The organism is Streptomyces sp. NPDC006435, from assembly GCF_040612315.1.
Classification (GTDB): domain Bacteria; phylum Actinomycetota; class Actinomycetes; order Streptomycetales; family Streptomycetaceae; genus Streptomyces.
Genome location: NZ_JBEXPY010000063.1, coordinates 14,483 through 30,175, shown reverse-complemented (window position 1 = coordinate 30,175; position 15,693 = coordinate 14,483). Strand labels below are relative to the sequence as shown.

The following is a 15,693-nucleotide window of genomic DNA, read 5'->3' as shown; positions in this document are numbered from 1 at the left end:
TTACGCAATCGAGGCCGTCGGCCCGGCCGCTCCGAGCCCGGGAAAGGTGCGTGTCGACGATGGCTCCACGGCGTACGGCGGAGGGACGTCCCCGGCTTCCGTCCGGCTGGCGGCGGCGGTTGGCCCGGCTCCCGATCGGCCTGTACCTGGTGGGTCTGGGGCCATTGTTCGGCAAGCGCCTCCTGCTGCTGCACCACAAGGGACGCACCAGCGGCCTCGACCGGAAGGCGGTCCTGGAGGTCGTCGCCCACGAGCGCGGCAGCTGGACCCTGGCCGCGGGCTTCGGCCCGAAGTCCGCCTGGTACCAGAACCTCCGCCACACCCCTCGGACGACGATCCAGTCCGGCCGCCGCTACTACGCGGTCACCGCCCACTTCCTCACCGCGGAGGAGGGCGGCGAGATCATGGCCCGCTACGCCCCCGCCCACCCCCGCGTCGCCCGCCGCCTCTGCGCCTTCATGGGCTTCGACGTCGACGGCAGCGAGGACTCCTTCCGCCGGGCCGGACAACAGATCCCGTTCGTACGCCTCGACGCCGCGGCGGGACAACGCCTGCCCTGAACCCCGGGGCCCGGTGTCCCGCACGGTCCCGCCGGGTCAGGCCCCGTGGGTGTCGGTGGTGTCCGGGCGGTGTCCAGGTCGTGGGGGAACGTCGGCGTGCGGTCGAGGAACAGCGCGGCGGCTTCGGCGTCGTAGGACGACAGGGAGCTGTCGGCGAACAGGTGCTGGTCGCCGGGGTACAGGTGCAGTTCGCCCTCGGGGACCTCGGCGACGAGGCCGCGGGCTGCGTCCGCGTCGCCCTCCTCGGTGAACATGCCGTCCGCCTCCATGGCGTGGACGCGGACCGGGAGCCGCGACGGCCACGTCCCGAAGAAGGAGGCCGGCACGCACGAGTGGACGAACACCGCGCCGCGGGTGCCCGGCCGGGTCTGGGCCAGCTTCTGCGCGGGGAGCACACCGGGGGAGAAACCGATGTACACCTGCTCGGCGGGCGAGCCGTCCACCGAGCGGACGCCGCGTTCGAGCAGTTCACCGCTGCCGACCTTGGTCATGTGCTCGCCCCCCTCGTCCAGGGTGTCGAAGGTGTGGCCCTCGTACAGGTCGGGCGTGTGCACGAGGCCGCCGTACCCGCACACGCACCCACGCACGATCGCCGCCGCCCGGCGCGCCGTCGCGCACGGCTCCGCCCCTCCGCCGCAAGCGAGTTGACCCCGCTTCCGCGTACGGTCCGGTCCCGCCGTCCCCGCACCCGGGCAGCGTCGGAACATGGCCGCCCCCGGCCCGCGATCCGTGGGTGGCAGGGGGTCGGAAGGGGGAGAGATGGAGCGGATTCCTCACGAGGGGTAGGCCGACACGGCACTCTTGCTATACGTTCCGTCTAACAGCTTGCTAGACACGACGTCTAACAAGCGGCGAGGGAGGCACCGGGCGACCACGAACCCCGCCGGGCGGGTACGGGGCGGGGTGGTGGGCCGGCGTCGGGGCGATCTGTCGATTCAAGGAGCCGCATCATGGCAAGCAGCACCGTTCGGCCGGAGGACCGGGACCGGCTCGACGAGCACGACGTCGCGCGACGCCTGCTCGAATCGTCGGCGAAGCTTTCGTACGACCCGGCCACGGAGGTGGACTGGGACACCCCGCTGGACAAGGACTTCCACGGCGCCAGCCCCGAGTGGAGCACGCTCTACGGCACGGCGTACTGGAACGAGTTGACCGACGCGCAGCGCAAGGAGCTGACGCGGCAGGAGGCCGCCTCGGTGGCCAGCACCGGCATCTGGTTCGAGATGATCCTGCAGCAGATGGTGCTGCGCGACATCTACACGACGGACGCGACGGACCCGCGGTTCCAGTGGGCCCTCACCGAGATAGCCGACGAGTGCCGGCACTCCATCATGTTCGCCCGGGGCGCCGCGAAGCTGGGCGCTCCCGCGTACCGGCCGCGCCGTGCGGTGGTCGAGCTCGGCCGGGCGTTCAAGACCCTGGCGTTCGGCGAGGCCGCGTACGCCGCGATCCTGGTCGCCGAGGAGGTGCTCGACGTCATGCAGCGCGACTGGATGCGGGACGAGCGGGTCGCACCGTTCGTGCGCACCATCAACAACATCCATGTCGTGGAGGAGTCGCGGCACATGAAGTTCGCGCGCGACGAGACCCGCAGGCGCCTGCGGAGCGCGGGCCCCGTGCGCCGGCAGCTCAACGCGTTCGTGATCGCGGTCGCGTCCTACTTCATCGTCACCAGCATGGTGAACCGGGAGGTCTACGCGAACGCCGGGCTCGACACCCGGCGCGCACTCGCCGAGGCCGGGGCCAACGAGCACCACAAGTCCCTCATGCGGTCCAGCTGTTCGGGCCTGATGGAGTTCCTGGCCTCGGCCCGTCTCCTCACCAGGCCCGCGCTGGCCCTCTACAAGCGCGCCAACCTGATCTGACCCGCGCACCCGAACATCCGAGCATCCGAGCCGAGCGACCCGAGCTGACGAGATGACCTACGCCATCACCCAGACCTGTTGCAGCGACGCCACCTGCGTCGCCGTGTGCCCCGTCAACTGCATCCATCCGACGCCGCAGGAACGGGCGTTCGGGAGCACGGAGATGCTGTACGTCGACCCGAAGGCATGCATCGACTGCGGCGCCTGCGCCGACGCCTGCCCGGTCGACGCGATCTTCCCGGTGGACGGTCTGCCCGAGGGGCAGGAGGAGTACGCCGCGATCAACGCGGCGCACTTCGCCGACCGGGAGCCCCCGTCGGACGACACGGGGCCCAACTTCCACCACTGGGACGCGCCTTCGTTCGAGCGCAGCCTGCCGGCCGACTTCGCCCCGATCCGGGTCGCGGTCGTCGGTACGGGACCGGCCGGCATGTACGCCGCGGAGGACCTGCTGCTGCACACCAACGCCGAGGTGACCCTGGTCGACCGACTGCCGGTGGCCGGCGGGCTCGTCCGGTACGGCGTGGCGCCCGACCACCCCGCGACCAAGAAGGTGGGCGACACCTTCGCGCGCTTCCACGCCCATCCCCGGGTGCGGATGCATCTGGGGGTCGAGATCGGCAGGGACGTCACGGCGGAGGAGCTCGCCGCCCACCACGACGCGGTGGTCTACGCCGTCGGCGCCTCCACCGACCGCCGCATCGGCATCCCCGGCGAGGAGTTGCCCGGCAGCGTCTCGGCGACCTCGTTCGTGGCCTGGTACAACGCCCATCCCGAGGTCGCGCCGGACGCCGTCGATCTGTCCTCGGAGCGGGTGGTCGTGGCCGGCAACGGCAATGTCGCGCTCGACGTGGCCCGCATCCTCGTCACGGACCCGTCGGCGCTGGCCGGCACGGACATCGCCGATCACGCCCTCGCCGCCCTGCGCGCCTCGAAGGTGCGCGAGGTGGTGCTGCTGGGACGGCGCGGCCCCGGGCACGCGGCGTACAGCGCCTCCGAGTTGCTCGCACTGCGGCACCTGCCGGGCGTGGATCTGGTCGTGGACGACCACGACCCCCGTATCGGCGCGGCCGTCGACGGCGCGGCGGCGGACGGGAAGGCCGCGCTGCTGCGGGACGTCGCACGCGAAACGGTGGACTGGTCGCGGGCCCCTGCACCGGGGCGGCGCATCGTGTTCCGGTTCCACTCCGCGCCCGTCCGGGTGCTGGGCGACGACGCCGTGCGGGGCGTGCGCGTGACGGGGGACGCGGGCGAACCGGACATCCCGGCCGGGATGTTGCTGCGGGCGGTCGGCTACCGCGGCGTCCCGGTGGCGGGGCTGCCCTTCGACGAGGCGACCGGCACCGTGCCGCACGAGGGCGGGCGCGTGACGGGGCGGTCCGGGACGTACGTCGTCGGCTGGATCAAGCGCGGGCCCTCGGGTGGCATCGGCGCCAACCGCGCCTGCGCCGCGGAGACCGTCGGCACGCTCCTGGCCGATGCCGTCGCGGGCGCCCTGCCCGCTCCCGCGCCCGCCCCCAAGGCGTTCGCGCGCCTGGCCCGGAGCCGCAGCCGCCATGTCGTCGACGCCAAGGGGTTGGCCGCCATCGAGCGGGCCGAACTCGCGCGGGGCCGCGACGGCGGACGCCCGCGGGTCAAGTTCGGCACGGTGCCGGAGCTGGTGGCGGCGGCGCGGGGCGGTCGCTGGAAGCCGTAATACCCGGGGCGGGGCCGGGTTCCCGTACCCGGCCGCCTCGCTCCCCGGACGCCTCCTCGGCCTCACGTGCCGCCGGACTTACGTGTCGCCGGTCCTCCGCGCACGGCGCGCGGTCCGGGGCCGGGCGGCTCCCTCCCTTCGGTGCCGCCCGGTCCCTGAGCACCCGGGTCCTGTCCCGCCGTCCGGTGGCCCCGGCGCTCCCCGGTCCGCTGCCGGGATTCCGTGCACCGGGCCGCCGGGCCGCCGCCGGAAAGCACGGGAACACCGTCCGGGCCGCACCGGTCCTGTCGGACCGTCGGGTCGTGGGGCCGTCGGGGCGCGGGGCCGCCGGGTCGTCAGGTCGTCAGGTCGTGTCGGGGTCGATCTCGACGCGGCCCCTGGCGCGCTTGCCGACCACGGCCGCCGCCGCGACCGCGCTGCCCGCGAAGGCCAGCGCGACCGTCCACGGCCGGTCGAAGACGTGCCGGGTCACGTGGTCGACGGAGTACCGGCCCGGACCGGTCAGACCGATCGCCGCGGCGGTGAAGCCGAGGAACGCCGGGTACTCGTAGCCCCCGCCCTGCGCGAAGAACCCGGCGGGCGCGTGGACGGCCACGGCGCCCGCCATCGCACCGGCCGCGGCCGCTCCGGCCGCCGGGGTGGCGAGGCCGAGGGCCAGCAGCACCCCGCCGCCCGCCTCGCCGAGCCCGGCGGCGACCGCGCTGTGCTTCGGCGGGTGGAAGCCCATCGCCTCCATCGCGGCGGTGGTGCCTTCGATGCCTCCGCCGCCGAACCAGCCGGCCAGTTTCTGGGTGCCGTGCGCGGCCAGTACCGCGCCGGTGCCGACGCGCAGGACGAGCAGGCCGAGGTCACGCCTGTTGAGGCAGGCCATGGGGGTCTCCACAGGGGTCCGGGTCGGATGGTGGTGCGCCACCCGTCCGTACCGGGCGGATGCCGCTGTTCCACTTTCCGGCGCACAGGGTGCCGACGTACCCCGCTGTTACGCCGTCCGGGGGACGGCCCGGCCCACGGCACTGCGACGCATCTCATTATGCAACTTGTTGCACATGGGTATTTCGCTGGTCTAAAACTGGCGGAACGACACTGCGCGAGGAGCCACCGCATGAGCCCGTACCCGAACCTGCTGAGCCCGCTCGACCTCGGGTTCACCACCCTCCCCAACCGGGTGCTGATGGGGTCGATGCACATCGGTCTGGAGGAGGTCGAGCGCGGCTTCGAACGGATGGCCGCCTTCTACGCGGAACGCGCCCGGGGCGGCGTCGGCCTGATGGTGACCGGCGGCATCGCCCCGAACGCCCGCGCCTGTTCGCTGCCCGGCGGGGCGAAGATGACCACCGAGGCGGAGGCCGAGCAGCACGCCCTCGTCACCCGGGCCGTCCACGAGGCGGGCGGCCGGATCGCCATGCAGATCCTGCACTTCGGCAGGTACGCGCACCACCCGGACCTGGTGGCGCCGAGCGCGGTCCAGGCACCGATCAGCGCCTTCACCCCGCACGCCCTCGACGACGACGAGGTCGAGGAGACCATCGAGGACTTCGTCCGGGCGGCACAGCTCGCGCAGCGGGCCGGGTACGACGGCGTCGAGATCATGGGCTCCGAGGGCTACCTGATCAACGAGTTCATCGCCGCCGCCACCAACCACCGCACCGACCGCTGGGGCGGCTCGTACGAGAACCGCATCCGGTTCCCCGTCGAGATCGTGCGGCGGGTCCGCGAGCGGGTCGGCGACGACTTCATCCTGATCTACCGGCTGTCGATGCTGGACCTGGTGCCCGGCGGCTCCTCTCTGGAGGAGGTCGTGCACCTGGCCCGCGAGATCGAGGCGGCCGGTGCGACGATCATCAACACCGGGATCGGCTGGCACGAGGCCCGCATCCCCACCATCGCCACCTCGGTGCCGCGCGGCGCCTACACCTGGGTCACGGAGAAGGTGCGCGACGCCGTCTCCGTCCCCCTGGTGACGAGCAACCGCATCAACACGCCCGAGGTCGCCGAGGAGATCCTCGCCTCGGGCCGGGCGGACATGGTCTCGATGGCCCGGCCGTTCCTCGCCGACCCCGACTTCGTCGCCAAGGCCGCCGAGGGCCGCGCCGACGCGATCAACACCTGCATCGGCTGCAACCAGGCCTGCCTGGACCACATCTTCAGCGACAAGGTCACCTCCTGCCTGGTCAACCCGCGCGCCTGCCACGAGACCGAACTCGTCCTGTCACCCACCCGCACCATGAAGCGGGTGGCGGTCGTGGGCGCCGGGCCCGCCGGTCTCGCGTGCGCCGTCTCGGCGGCCGGGCGCGGGCACCGGGTGACGCTCTTCGACGCGGCCGGGGAGATCGGGGGCCAGCTGAACGTGGCGCGCAGGATCCCGGGCAAGGAGGAGTTCGACGAGACGCTGCGCCACTTCCGCACCCGGCTGCGGGAGGAGAAGGTCGAACTGAGGCTCGGCACGCGGGTCACGGCCGACGCGCTCGACAGCTTCGACGAGATCGTCCTCGCCACCGGCGTCACGCCCCGCTCCCCCGCGATACCGGGCCTGGACCACCCCAGCGTGGTCGGCTACCTCGACGTCCTGCGCGACGGGGCACCGGTCGGCGACCGCGTCGCGATCATCGGGGCCGGCGGCATCGGCTTCGACGTCGCCGAGTTCCTGACCGACTCGGGCGAATCGGCGAGCCTCGACCCCGAGGTGTTCTTCCGGCAGTGGGGCGTCGACACCGACTACCGCGAGCGGGGCGGGCTCCGCGCCCCGGAGCGGCCGAAGGCGCCCCGCAGCGTCCATCTGCTCCAGCGCGGGACCGGCAAGGTCGGCGCGGGGCTGGGGAAGACGACCGGCTGGATCCACCGCACCGAGCTGCGGCACCGCGGGGTCACGACGGTCGCGGGCGCCACGTACGACCGGATCGACGACGAGGGGCTGCACCTCACGGTCGACGGCGAGCAGCACCTCCTGCCGGTCGACACGGTCGTGATCTGCGCGGGCCAGGAGCCGAACCGCGGGCTGTACGAGGAACTGCTCGCCGCGGGCCGGCCGGCGCATCTGATCGGCGGCGCCGACGTGGCGGCCGAACTCGACGCCAAGCGGGCGATCCGCCAGGGTACGGAGCTGGCGGCCTCCCTCTGACAGGGGCGGGGGGCTTCCGGCCGGGCCGGCTGCTTTTGCCGGAGCCGGGAGCACCGGCCCCGGCCCCGCCCGGCCGTCCCCGGGACGCACCCCGTGCCGCTCCCGCACGCGATCCTCACGGCCGGTGGGTGGCCGGCGTGCTGTCCGTTCCGGGTCTTCGTGATTCGCGTCCCCGACAGGCGCGTTCCATGGAGATCCGGTTTCCGGCATGAGGATCGGCATGAGGAAGGGGGGAGCACCGCCGTGCGGTGCTCCCCCCTTCCTCCTTGCGTGGGACTCTGGTCGCGTACCGAAGGTTTCCGGTGGTCAGGCGACGGTGGTCAGGGTCTTCCCGGCTCCGTCGGCCGGGGCCGGGGCGACGCGCCCGGTGGTGCGGCGGCCGTAGAGGTTGTTGGCGATGACGGCGGCAAGGGTGAGGGCGACGCCGGTGAGTTCGGCGATGGTGGGCCGGTGGCCGCGGAAGGCCTCGATGGCGAAGGAGGTGATGGGGACGAGGTTGATGAACAGGACGCCATTGGCGGGGCCGAGGGTGCGGGTGGCGTGGTTGAAGGCGAGGATCGCGACGGCGGTGGCGGGGACGGCCATGTAGAGGATCTGCCACCAACTGGCCGCGTAGTCGGCGACGCCGGGGGTGGGGATGGCGCCGAGGGCGCCGGAGGCGAGGGTGACGATCGCGATGGTGACGGTGCCCAGGACACTGGTGACGGCGGTGTAGCGCAGGACGGAGAAGGCCGGGAAACCGGCTGCGCCGGTGGTGTAGACGACCCAGCCGATGACTCCGGCCAGGATGCAGAGGCCTCCGGATCCGATGCCGCCGGTGAGGACGACGAGCGGGTTGCCGTTGCCCAGGACCATGGCGACACCGGTCAGGGCCAGCAGGACCAGGCCCAGGGTCACGCCGGTCGGACGCTTCTTGGTGCGGGCCCACATGACGATGACGGTGATGGCGGGCATCGCGGCCATGATCAGCGAGGCGGTGGGGGCCGGGGTGGACTGGAGCCCGACGTAGGTGAGCAGGTTGAAGACGGCGAAGCCGAGCGAGCCGAGGCCCCAGAGCTTGAGGAATCCGCCGTCGGTGCGCAGCGCCTTGCGGCCCTCGACGATCAGCAGGGCGACGACGAAGATCGCGGAGCCGAGGGCGAAGCGGGCCAGGGTGAGATGAAAGGGGTCGACATGGCCGAAGGCGGACTTGGCGATGGTGAACATGCCGCCGAAGGCGAGGGCGGTGGCCAGGCCCCCGGCGGCTGCGGCGACGGTCTTCGTCTCGGCCATGCGGATCTCCCATGTGGTGCGCGTAGCACGGATTCGTCAGTTCACTTGTTCGCCGATCGACGAACACTCGGGTTAACGTATCCATGCGACCGGGAGCCGGTCAACTAGTGTTCGCCAACTAGCGAACACACGAATTCGATCAAGGAGAACAATGCCGTGAAGCCGCTCAGCCACCCCCGCGCCGAGGACATCAACATCTATGCCGTGCTCCACGCGCTGGCCGAACCGGCCCGGATGCAGATCGTGCGGACCCTGAGCGGAGCCGATGGCAAGCCGTGCGGGACCTTCGGCATCAACCTGAGCAAGTCGACCCTGTCCGCGCACTTCAAGGTGCTGCGCGAGGCCGGGATCATCCGCCAGGAGGCCGCCCCGGGCAACTCCCGCGTCAACACGCTGCGCCGCGAAGAACTCGACGCCCGTTTCCCCGGTCTGCTCGGCTCCGTCCTCGACGCGGTCGAGCGGACCGAGCCGGCCCTTCCGTCCGCCTGAGCCCTCCGAGCCCTTCAGGCCACCGGGCGTCGCGCTCGGCCTCGGTGGCCCGGAGCGGCAGGGATCGGTGCCGGTCCGGATCAGCGTGCAGCGTGAGGTGATCCGGTCGGCGGTCGCCGCGCGGAGCCGGGGCTCGCCGAGGGACGAGTCCCGAGCCGCCGGGCGTGAGCGGACGGCCCGCACCACCGATCACGCCAACAGCGGCATGTCACACGCCATCAGGCGGACTGGTACCCGAGTTCATTGCCCAAACGGTGGCTGCCGTCCTCACTGCCCGGCTGTTCCCCCGAGAAGCTGTCGAGAACAGGCGGCGGGTCCATCGGACCCCGGCTCCCGATGACGACGCGTGAGGGCGTTCCGGCCCGCGCAGCCGCGGCACCCCGGTCGCCGACCGCCGGAACCTGGGCCTGGGCGCGGCTGAGCAGGAACACCCCGCGCACCGCCGCCGCCGTCCCGAGCAGCGCCGGGAGCAGGCCGATCGTCCCGCCCCGGAGGTGCTCCCCCAGCAGGGCCGTTCCGATGACCGCGGCGGCCATCGGGTTGGCGAGCGTGACGACCGCCAACGGTGCGCCCAGGCCGTCCCGGTAGGCGGTCTGGGAGAGCAGCAGCCCGACCGCCGCGAACGCGGAGACGAGCAGGGCGACGACCACCACGCGCCCGCTGAGCAGCGGGCCCGTGCGGTCGGTGACGGAGACGGTCAGCGTCTGGGTGAGCGCGGAGGCGACCCCGGAGGTGATCCCGGAGGCGGCGGCGTGCCGCAGGCCGGGGCGGGCTCCCGGGCGGCCGAGTCCGGCGACGACGGCCACGGTCCCGGCCGCGACGGCCAGGGCCTCGGGGAGGCCGAGCGTCTCGTGCGGGGCGGCGCCGCCCGTGGTCATGAGCAGGGCGCCGAGGCCGAGCAGGGTGAGGGCCGTACCGCGCCATTCGGCCGTGGTGACCCGGCGTCCCGCGGCCCTGGCCCCCATCGGCACGGCGGCGACCAGGGTGAGGGCGCCGAGCGGCTGCACCAGGGTGAGCGGGCCGTACTTGAGCGCCGCGACGTGCAGCAGCGCGCCGCCTGCGTTCAGCCCGACCGACGCCCACCAGGCGCCCCGCCCGAGCAGCCGCAGCACACCTGCGTCCGGGTCGGTCCGTCCGGCGAGCCGGGCCTGTGCCACCGCGGCCGCGGCGTAGGCGACGGCCGAGACCAGGGACAGCGCGACGGCCGCCACGGTGGCGTTCACCGCCGGGTCCCGGGGGCCGTGGAGGTTCCGGATGCCCCGGCGGTTCCCGGCATCCCGGCCGTTCCAGTGGTTCCGGACAGGTCGTACGAGGACGCCGGACGCGGCCGGGGGCCGGGGAGGAGGCCCGGTCCGGTGGCCCCGGACACGGCCGCCGCCACCGGCACGCCCGTCGCGGACGGCCACGGCCGGTGGGCGCGCACCGGCTCCGCGCGCGGCAGCCGCAGCGCCGCGAGGGCCACCGCGAGCAGCGCGGAGACCACGATCGAGTCGAGCCAGTAGTGGTTGGCCGTGCCGACTATCACCAGCAGGGTGACGGCCGGGTGCAGCAGCCACAGCCAGCGCCACCGGCTCCGGGTCGCGACGATCAGCCCGACGGCGACCATCAGCGCCCAGCCGAAGTGCAGCGACGGCATGGCGGCGAACTGGTTGGCCATCGAGTCGGTCGACGGCGTCGCCCCGTACACCGTCGGCCCGTACACCTGACCGGTGTCGACCAGTCCGGTGGCGGCCAGCAGCCGCGGCGGGGCGAGCGGGAAGAGCAGGTGGAGCACGAGGGCCGCGCCGGTGAGCGCGGCGAGGACCCGGCGCGACCAGACGTAGTGGCGCGGACGACGCCAGTAGAGCCACACGAGGAAGAGCGCCGTGGCCGGGAAGTGCACGGTCGCGTAGTAGGTGTTCGCGAGGTGGACCAGGCTCTCGTCGCGCAGCAGCAGGTCCTGCACCGCGCCCTCGGCGGGCAGGTGCACGGAGCGTTCGAGGTCCCAGACGTGTCCGGCGTTGGCGTACGCCTCGTCGACATGGCCGTTGGCGGCCTGCCGGCCGAGTTTGTAGACCACGAAGAGTCCCACGACGAGAAGCAGCTCGCGGATGAGGGGCGGTCGGGCAGAACTGTCCGGCTCCCGGTCCGCTGGCTCGCTACCGGCGTACATCACCCGGTGCCCCTTTGCTGACGAAGCGGTGTTGCGGTGGCATGGTCTGGACCACGCCGTATCGATACGCCAGTGTACCGATACGGTCGCGTATCGGTACACGTGCGTATCGGTACACTGGCGTATCGGATGTCCTCGTCGCAGATTCGCCGAGAGGGAACGCGCATGCCGCCGCAGGAAGTCGCCCCGGAGCCGACCCACACCACGCGCCGCTCGAAGATCACGCCGGAGCGGGCGCAGGAGTTCTACACGGCCGTGCTCGACATGCTGCGGGAGTCCGGTTACGAGGCGCTGACCATGGAAGGGGTCGCCTCGCGGACCCGCTGCGGCAAGTCCACGCTCTACCGGCAGTGGGGCTCCAAGCCCGAGCTGGTGGTGGCCGCACTGCACGGCACCCGGCAGGCCCTGCTCCCGCACATCGACACCGGCACGCTCGCGGGCGACCTGCGCGAGGCGGCACGGGCGATCGGCGCGGGTTCGGGGCAGGACACCCCGCTGATGCACGCGCTGAGCCATGCCGCGCTGCAGAGCCCCGAGCTGCTGTGCGCGCTGCGCGAGGCGCTGATCGCGCCCGCCGTCTCGGCGGTCGACGCCATGGTCCGGCGGGGCGCGGAACGCGGCGAGATCCCGGCGGACGCCCCCGCGGCGGAGTTCGTCTCCGCGCAGTTGCTGGGCGTGGTGCGCGCCCGGCCGCTGCTGGAGGGGAAGTACGCGGACGAGAGGTATCTCACCCGCTTCGTCGAAAGTGCGATCCTTCCCGCACTCGGGTTGGGCGCCTCCGCGACCTAGCCTCTCAGTCGTGGGCCGTCCGTCCGAGCGGATGACGACGGCCCGCAGGCGCCGCACCGTGGGGACGGGGGCGGCGCACCGTCCGGGCGGCCGGTGACTCCTCGGGGAGCCACCGGCCGCCCGCGATTCCGCCTCCCCTCACTTCGTTCCTCCCACTTCGCCCCTCCGCACCACCCGACGGCTGTTGCACCAAACAAACGCTCGGTAGATTATCCGGACCGGTCGGCACGACCCCGGCCGCACGCGCACTTCGAGGACAGCGGGGCGGACGATGGACATCGGCAATCCGATCGACTTCACGGGGCGGGCGGTGCTCGTCACCGGCGGCACGAAGGGCATCGGCGCCGCGATCGCCGGGGCCTTCCTGGCCGCCGGGGCGGACGTACTGGTCTGCGGGCGGAGCGAGCCGCCGGAGCTGCCCGGGAGCGGGTCGCGCCGGGCCCACTTCCGGGCGGCCGACGTCCGCGATCCGGCGGCGGCCGCCGCCCTGGTCGACGCGGCGGCGGAACGGTTCGGACGGCTGGACGTGCTCGTCAACAACGCGGGCGGCTCCCCGGACGCCGACGCGGCCACCATGTCGCCGCGCTTCGTCGAGAAGGTCGTCGCCCTGAACCTGCTGGCCCCCTTCCACCTGGCACAGGCCGCCAACCGGATCATGCGGGAGCAGCCCGGGGGCGGCTCGATCATCAACATCGGCAGCGTCTCCGCGCACACCCCCCAGCCGGGCACGGCCGCCTACACGGCGGCGAAGGCCGGACTGCTGGCACTGACCCGGGCGCTGGCCCTGGAGTGGGCGCCACGGGTGCGCGTCAACCACATCACGGCCGGCCCGGTCCGCACCGGGAGCGCGGCGTCGGTGTACGGCGAGGGCGGCACCACCGCGGTGGCCGGGGTCATCCCCATGCGGCGGATGGCCGAGCCGGACGACGTGGCGCACGCCTGTCTGTATCTGGCGGGCGGACTGGCCCCGTACGTCAACGGCGCCGATCTGGCCGTGCACGGCGGCGGCGAGGCGCCGGCCAGGTTCCTCGCCGTACGGGACGGACGGAGCGGGTCACCGGGAGCGGAACCCGACGACCGACCATTTTCGTCCCCTTGACGATAATGAGCCGTTCCCATTATCGTCTTCGTGACGAGAAAAAGGGGACCGACATGGCCGACATCACCAGGCGCTTCGGCTTGCGCCATCTGCGCTCCGCGCCCACCGCGCACATCCGCCACCACAAGCGGGGCCGGCTCGCCCACGACGGCCCCGGGCTGAGCTTCTGGTACCGCTCGCTGACCGCGGCGCTCTCGGAGGTCCCGGTCAACGACCGCGAGCTGGCGATGGCCTTCCACGCCCGCACGTCCGACTTCCAGGACGTGACCGTGCAGGCCACCGTGACGTACCGGATCGACGACCCGGCCGAGGCCGCCGCCCGGCTGGACTTCTCGATCGACCCGGACACCGGGGCCTGGCGCGGCGCGCCGCTGGAGCAGATCGCCACACTGCTGACCGAGACCGCCCAGCAGCACACCCTGGACGTGCTGGCCAGGACGGCGCTGGCCGAGGCCCTGGTGGACGGTGTCGCGGCGGTGCGCGACCGGGTCGCGGCGGGGCTCGCCGCCGAACCGCGGCTGCCCGCCACGGGCATCGACGTGGTGGCCGTGCGGGTGGTGGCCATCCGCCCCGAGGCCGAGGTGGAGCGCGCCCTGCGCACCCCCGCCCGCGAGCAGATCCAGCAGGAGGCCGACCGGGCCACCTACGAGCGCCGCGCCGTGGCCGTCGAACGGGAACGGGCCATCGCCGAGAACGAGCTCGCCAGCCAGATCGAGCTGGCGCGCCGGGAGGAGCAACTGGTCGAGCAGCGCGGCACCAACACCCGCCGCGAGGCCGAGGAGAACGCGGCGGCCGACGGGGTGCGCGCCGAGGCGGAGGCGGCCCGCAAGGTTCGCCTGGCGCGGGCCGAGGCCGAGGCGGCGCGCGAGGTCGGCGCCGCACGGGCCGAGGCCCAGGCCGCCTGGCTGCGGGTGCACGGCGAGGTGGACGACGCGACCCTGCACGCCCTGGCCGCGACCCGGCTCGCCGAGAACCTGCCGCGCATCGACAGCCTCACCCTCTCCCCCGACGTGCTCACCGGCCTGCTCAGCAAGCTCGGCCGGCCCGGCCCGGAGACCCGGGCATGAGCCTGGCACCGCGCGCGGTACTGGTCCACCGCACCACCGAGTACGAGGAGCTGCTGGCCCGCCACGGCACGCACGGCCAGGCCGCGTTCTTCCTCTCCAGCCGCGGCCGGTCCATCGACGAGGTGGCCCGGCGGCACCGGCGGACCCAGCAGGCGCTCGCCGACGTGGCGGCGGCCGTGCCGCTCCAGTGGCGCCGGTCGCGGGTGGAGCGCGCGGACCTGGACCGCTTCCTGTTCGGGCCCGAGGACGTGGTGGTCGTCGTCGGACAGGACGGGCTCGTGGCCAACGCCGCCAAGTACCTCTCCGGACAGCCGGTCGTGGGCATCGACACCGACCCCGGGCGCAACCCGGGGGTGCTCGTCCGGCACCGGCCCTCCGACGCGGCCGCCCTGCTCGGGGCGGCCGTGGCCCCCGGCGGCGCGGCGGACGAACTCACCATGGTCGAGGCCGTGGCCGACGACACCCAGCGCCTGGTCGCCCTCAACGAGATCTATCTGGGGCCGCCCGGTCACCAGACCGCCCGCTACCGGCTCGGCCCGGACGCCCCCGACGCCCCCGCCGAACCGCAGGCGTCCTCCGGCGTCCTGGTCGGCACGGGCACCGGCGCCACGGGGTGGCTCCGCTCGCTGTGGCAGGAACGGCACAGCGGGCTCCGCCTCCCGGCACCCACCGACCCGCGCCTCCTCTGGTTCGTCCGCGAGGCCTGGCCGTCCCCGGCGACCGGCACCTCGCTGGTCGCGGGCGAACTGGAGCGCGGGCAGGGGCTGCGGCTCACCGTCGAGTCCGACCGGGTGGTGGCCTTCGGCGACGGGATGGAGGCGGACGCGCTGGAACTGACCTGGGGGCAGACGGTGCGGCTCGGCATCTCGGCGACCTCGCTGCGGCTGACCGTCTGACCGGCCGGCCCGACGACCGGGCGGACACCGCACCGGCCCCCGGAACAGGCAGCCTTCCTTGCCTCATTAACCATTTGCCTAGTGGTCATAGGCAGAGTTAGCGTCCCCGGCATGAAGCCCATGAGTGAACAGGAAATCCGTACGTCGTTCGTCAACTGCTCCAAGGGGGAGGCCAAGCGCCTGCCGCTCCCCCGCGACCTGGACGAGCAGCCCTGGGACGACCTGGACTTCCTGGGGTGGCGCGACCTCTCCGCCCCCGGACGCAGCTATCTCGTCACCGAGTACGACGGGAAACTCACCGGCGTGACGCTCCGGTTCCCCTCCCGGCAGCGCGGTTTCCTGCACCGGAGCATGTGCTCGCTCTGTCTGACCACGCACCCGGGCAACGGCGTCTCCCTGATGACCGCCCGGCGGACCGGGGCCGCGGGCCGGGAGGGCAACTCGGTCGGTCTGTACGTCTGCACCGACCTCGCCTGTTCGCTGTACGTGCGGGGCAGGAAGACCGCCGCGCCGGGCGCCCGCTTCAAGGAGACCCTGACGACGGAGGAACAGGTGGAGCGGACCAGGGCCAATCTCGACGCGTTCCTGGCCAAGCTCATCGACTGAGTCCGGGACGGGACCGGCGGCCGACGACCGGTGGACGGTGATCCGCGGCCGGTGGCCGGTGATCGGGCGGGTGCCCCGGGCCGT

General features: G+C 73.2%; 14 protein-coding genes and 1 pseudogene. 10 read left to right on the top strand and 5 right to left on the bottom strand.

All coding sequences use genetic code 11. The features are described 5' to 3' along the window. Positions 1-59 precede the first annotated feature (59 nt). The gene (locus ABZZ04_RS35760) at positions 60-560 is read left to right on the top strand and encodes a nitroreductase family deazaflavin-dependent oxidoreductase (RefSeq protein ID WP_356936402.1); all 501 of its coding nucleotides are present in this window, start codon (positions 60-62) and stop codon (positions 558-560) included. A 107-nt stretch (positions 561-667) separates the two neighbouring features. On the opposite strand, the pseudogene ABZZ04_RS35755 reads toward ABZZ04_RS35760, so the two are convergent. After that, positions 668-1,267 (bottom strand): annotated as a pseudogene (locus ABZZ04_RS35755) (dienelactone hydrolase family protein); the annotation flags it as partial. 243 nt (positions 1,268-1,510) lie between these two features. Here ABZZ04_RS35755 and ABZZ04_RS35750 point away from each other — a divergent pair. Both ABZZ04_RS35750 and ABZZ04_RS35745 read left to right on the top strand, forming a co-directional pair. After that, positions 1,511-2,425, top strand: a complete 915-nt coding sequence (locus tag ABZZ04_RS35750; protein ID WP_356936401.1) for a diiron oxygenase — start codon at positions 1,511-1,513, stop codon at positions 2,423-2,425. A gap of 52 nt (positions 2,426-2,477) precedes the next feature. Further along, a complete protein-coding gene (locus tag ABZZ04_RS35745) occupies positions 2,478-4,121 on the top strand; it encodes an FAD-dependent oxidoreductase (protein ID WP_356936400.1) in 1,644 nt (547 codons plus the stop codon). A 343-nt stretch (positions 4,122-4,464) separates the two neighbouring features. Here the strand turns inward: ABZZ04_RS35745 and ABZZ04_RS35740 are convergent, their stop codons facing one another. Then, entirely contained in the window at positions 4,465-4,992 is a 528-nt protein-coding gene (locus ABZZ04_RS35740; protein WP_356936399.1) for a DoxX family membrane protein, read from the bottom strand. A gap of 231 nt (positions 4,993-5,223) precedes the next feature. On the opposite strand from ABZZ04_RS35740, the gene ABZZ04_RS35735 reads away from it, so the two are divergent. Further along, on the top strand, positions 5,224-7,239 hold the full coding sequence (locus tag ABZZ04_RS35735) for an NADPH-dependent 2,4-dienoyl-CoA reductase (RefSeq protein WP_356936398.1): 2,016 nt from the start codon (positions 5,224-5,226) through the stop codon (positions 7,237-7,239). A 306-nt stretch (positions 7,240-7,545) separates the two neighbouring features. Here the strand turns inward: ABZZ04_RS35735 and ABZZ04_RS35730 are convergent, their stop codons facing one another. Further along, positions 7,546-8,511 (bottom strand): DMT family transporter, encoded by a 966-nt coding sequence (locus ABZZ04_RS35730; RefSeq protein WP_356936397.1) that lies wholly within the window; start codon positions 8,509-8,511, stop codon positions 7,546-7,548. 156 nt (positions 8,512-8,667) lie between these two features. Here ABZZ04_RS35730 and ABZZ04_RS35725 point away from each other — a divergent pair, with 156 nt between their 5' ends. After that, positions 8,668-9,000, top strand: a complete 333-nt coding sequence (locus tag ABZZ04_RS35725; protein ID WP_356936396.1) for a helix-turn-helix domain-containing protein — start codon at positions 8,668-8,670, stop codon at positions 8,998-9,000. A 218-nt stretch (positions 9,001-9,218) separates the two neighbouring features. Here the strand turns inward: ABZZ04_RS35725 and ABZZ04_RS35720 are convergent, their stop codons facing one another. Then, positions 9,219-10,223 carry a hypothetical protein gene (locus tag ABZZ04_RS35720; RefSeq protein WP_356936395.1) on the bottom strand — a complete coding sequence of 335 codons (1,005 nt, stop codon included), beginning with the start codon at positions 10,221-10,223 and terminating at the stop codon, positions 9,219-9,221. Next, positions 10,220-11,155, bottom strand: coding sequence for a phosphatase PAP2 family protein (locus ABZZ04_RS35715; protein ID WP_356936394.1), 936 nt, complete (start codon positions 11,153-11,155; stop codon positions 10,220-10,222). The genes ABZZ04_RS35720 and ABZZ04_RS35715 overlap by 4 nt, the downstream gene beginning before the upstream one ends. A 162-nt stretch (positions 11,156-11,317) precedes the next feature. On the opposite strand from ABZZ04_RS35715, the gene ABZZ04_RS35710 reads away from it, so the two are divergent. From ABZZ04_RS35710 to ABZZ04_RS35690, 5 genes are all read left to right on the top strand, one after another. Next, positions 11,318-11,941 carry a TetR/AcrR family transcriptional regulator gene (locus ABZZ04_RS35710; protein WP_356936393.1) on the top strand — a complete coding sequence of 208 codons (624 nt, stop codon included), beginning with the start codon at positions 11,318-11,320 and terminating at the stop codon, positions 11,939-11,941. A gap of 271 nt (positions 11,942-12,212) precedes the next feature. Next, complete coding sequence (locus ABZZ04_RS35705; protein WP_356936392.1) at positions 12,213-13,040, top strand: SDR family oxidoreductase; 828 nt, start codon at positions 12,213-12,215, stop codon at positions 13,038-13,040. Positions 13,041-13,093: 53 nt separating this feature from the next. Then, complete coding sequence (locus ABZZ04_RS35700) at positions 13,094-14,107, top strand: SPFH domain-containing protein (RefSeq protein WP_356936391.1); 1,014 nt, start codon at positions 13,094-13,096, stop codon at positions 14,105-14,107. After that, on the top strand, positions 14,104-15,003 hold the full coding sequence (locus ABZZ04_RS35695) for a hypothetical protein (RefSeq protein WP_356936390.1): 900 nt from the start codon (positions 14,104-14,106) through the stop codon (positions 15,001-15,003). Before ABZZ04_RS35700 ends, ABZZ04_RS35695 begins: the two co-directional genes overlap by 4 nt. Positions 15,004-15,114: 111 nt before the next feature. Beyond that, the gene (locus tag ABZZ04_RS35690) at positions 15,115-15,609 is read left to right on the top strand and encodes an FBP domain-containing protein (RefSeq protein ID WP_356936389.1); all 495 of its coding nucleotides are present in this window, start codon (positions 15,115-15,117) and stop codon (positions 15,607-15,609) included. Positions 15,610-15,693 lie beyond the last annotated feature (84 nt).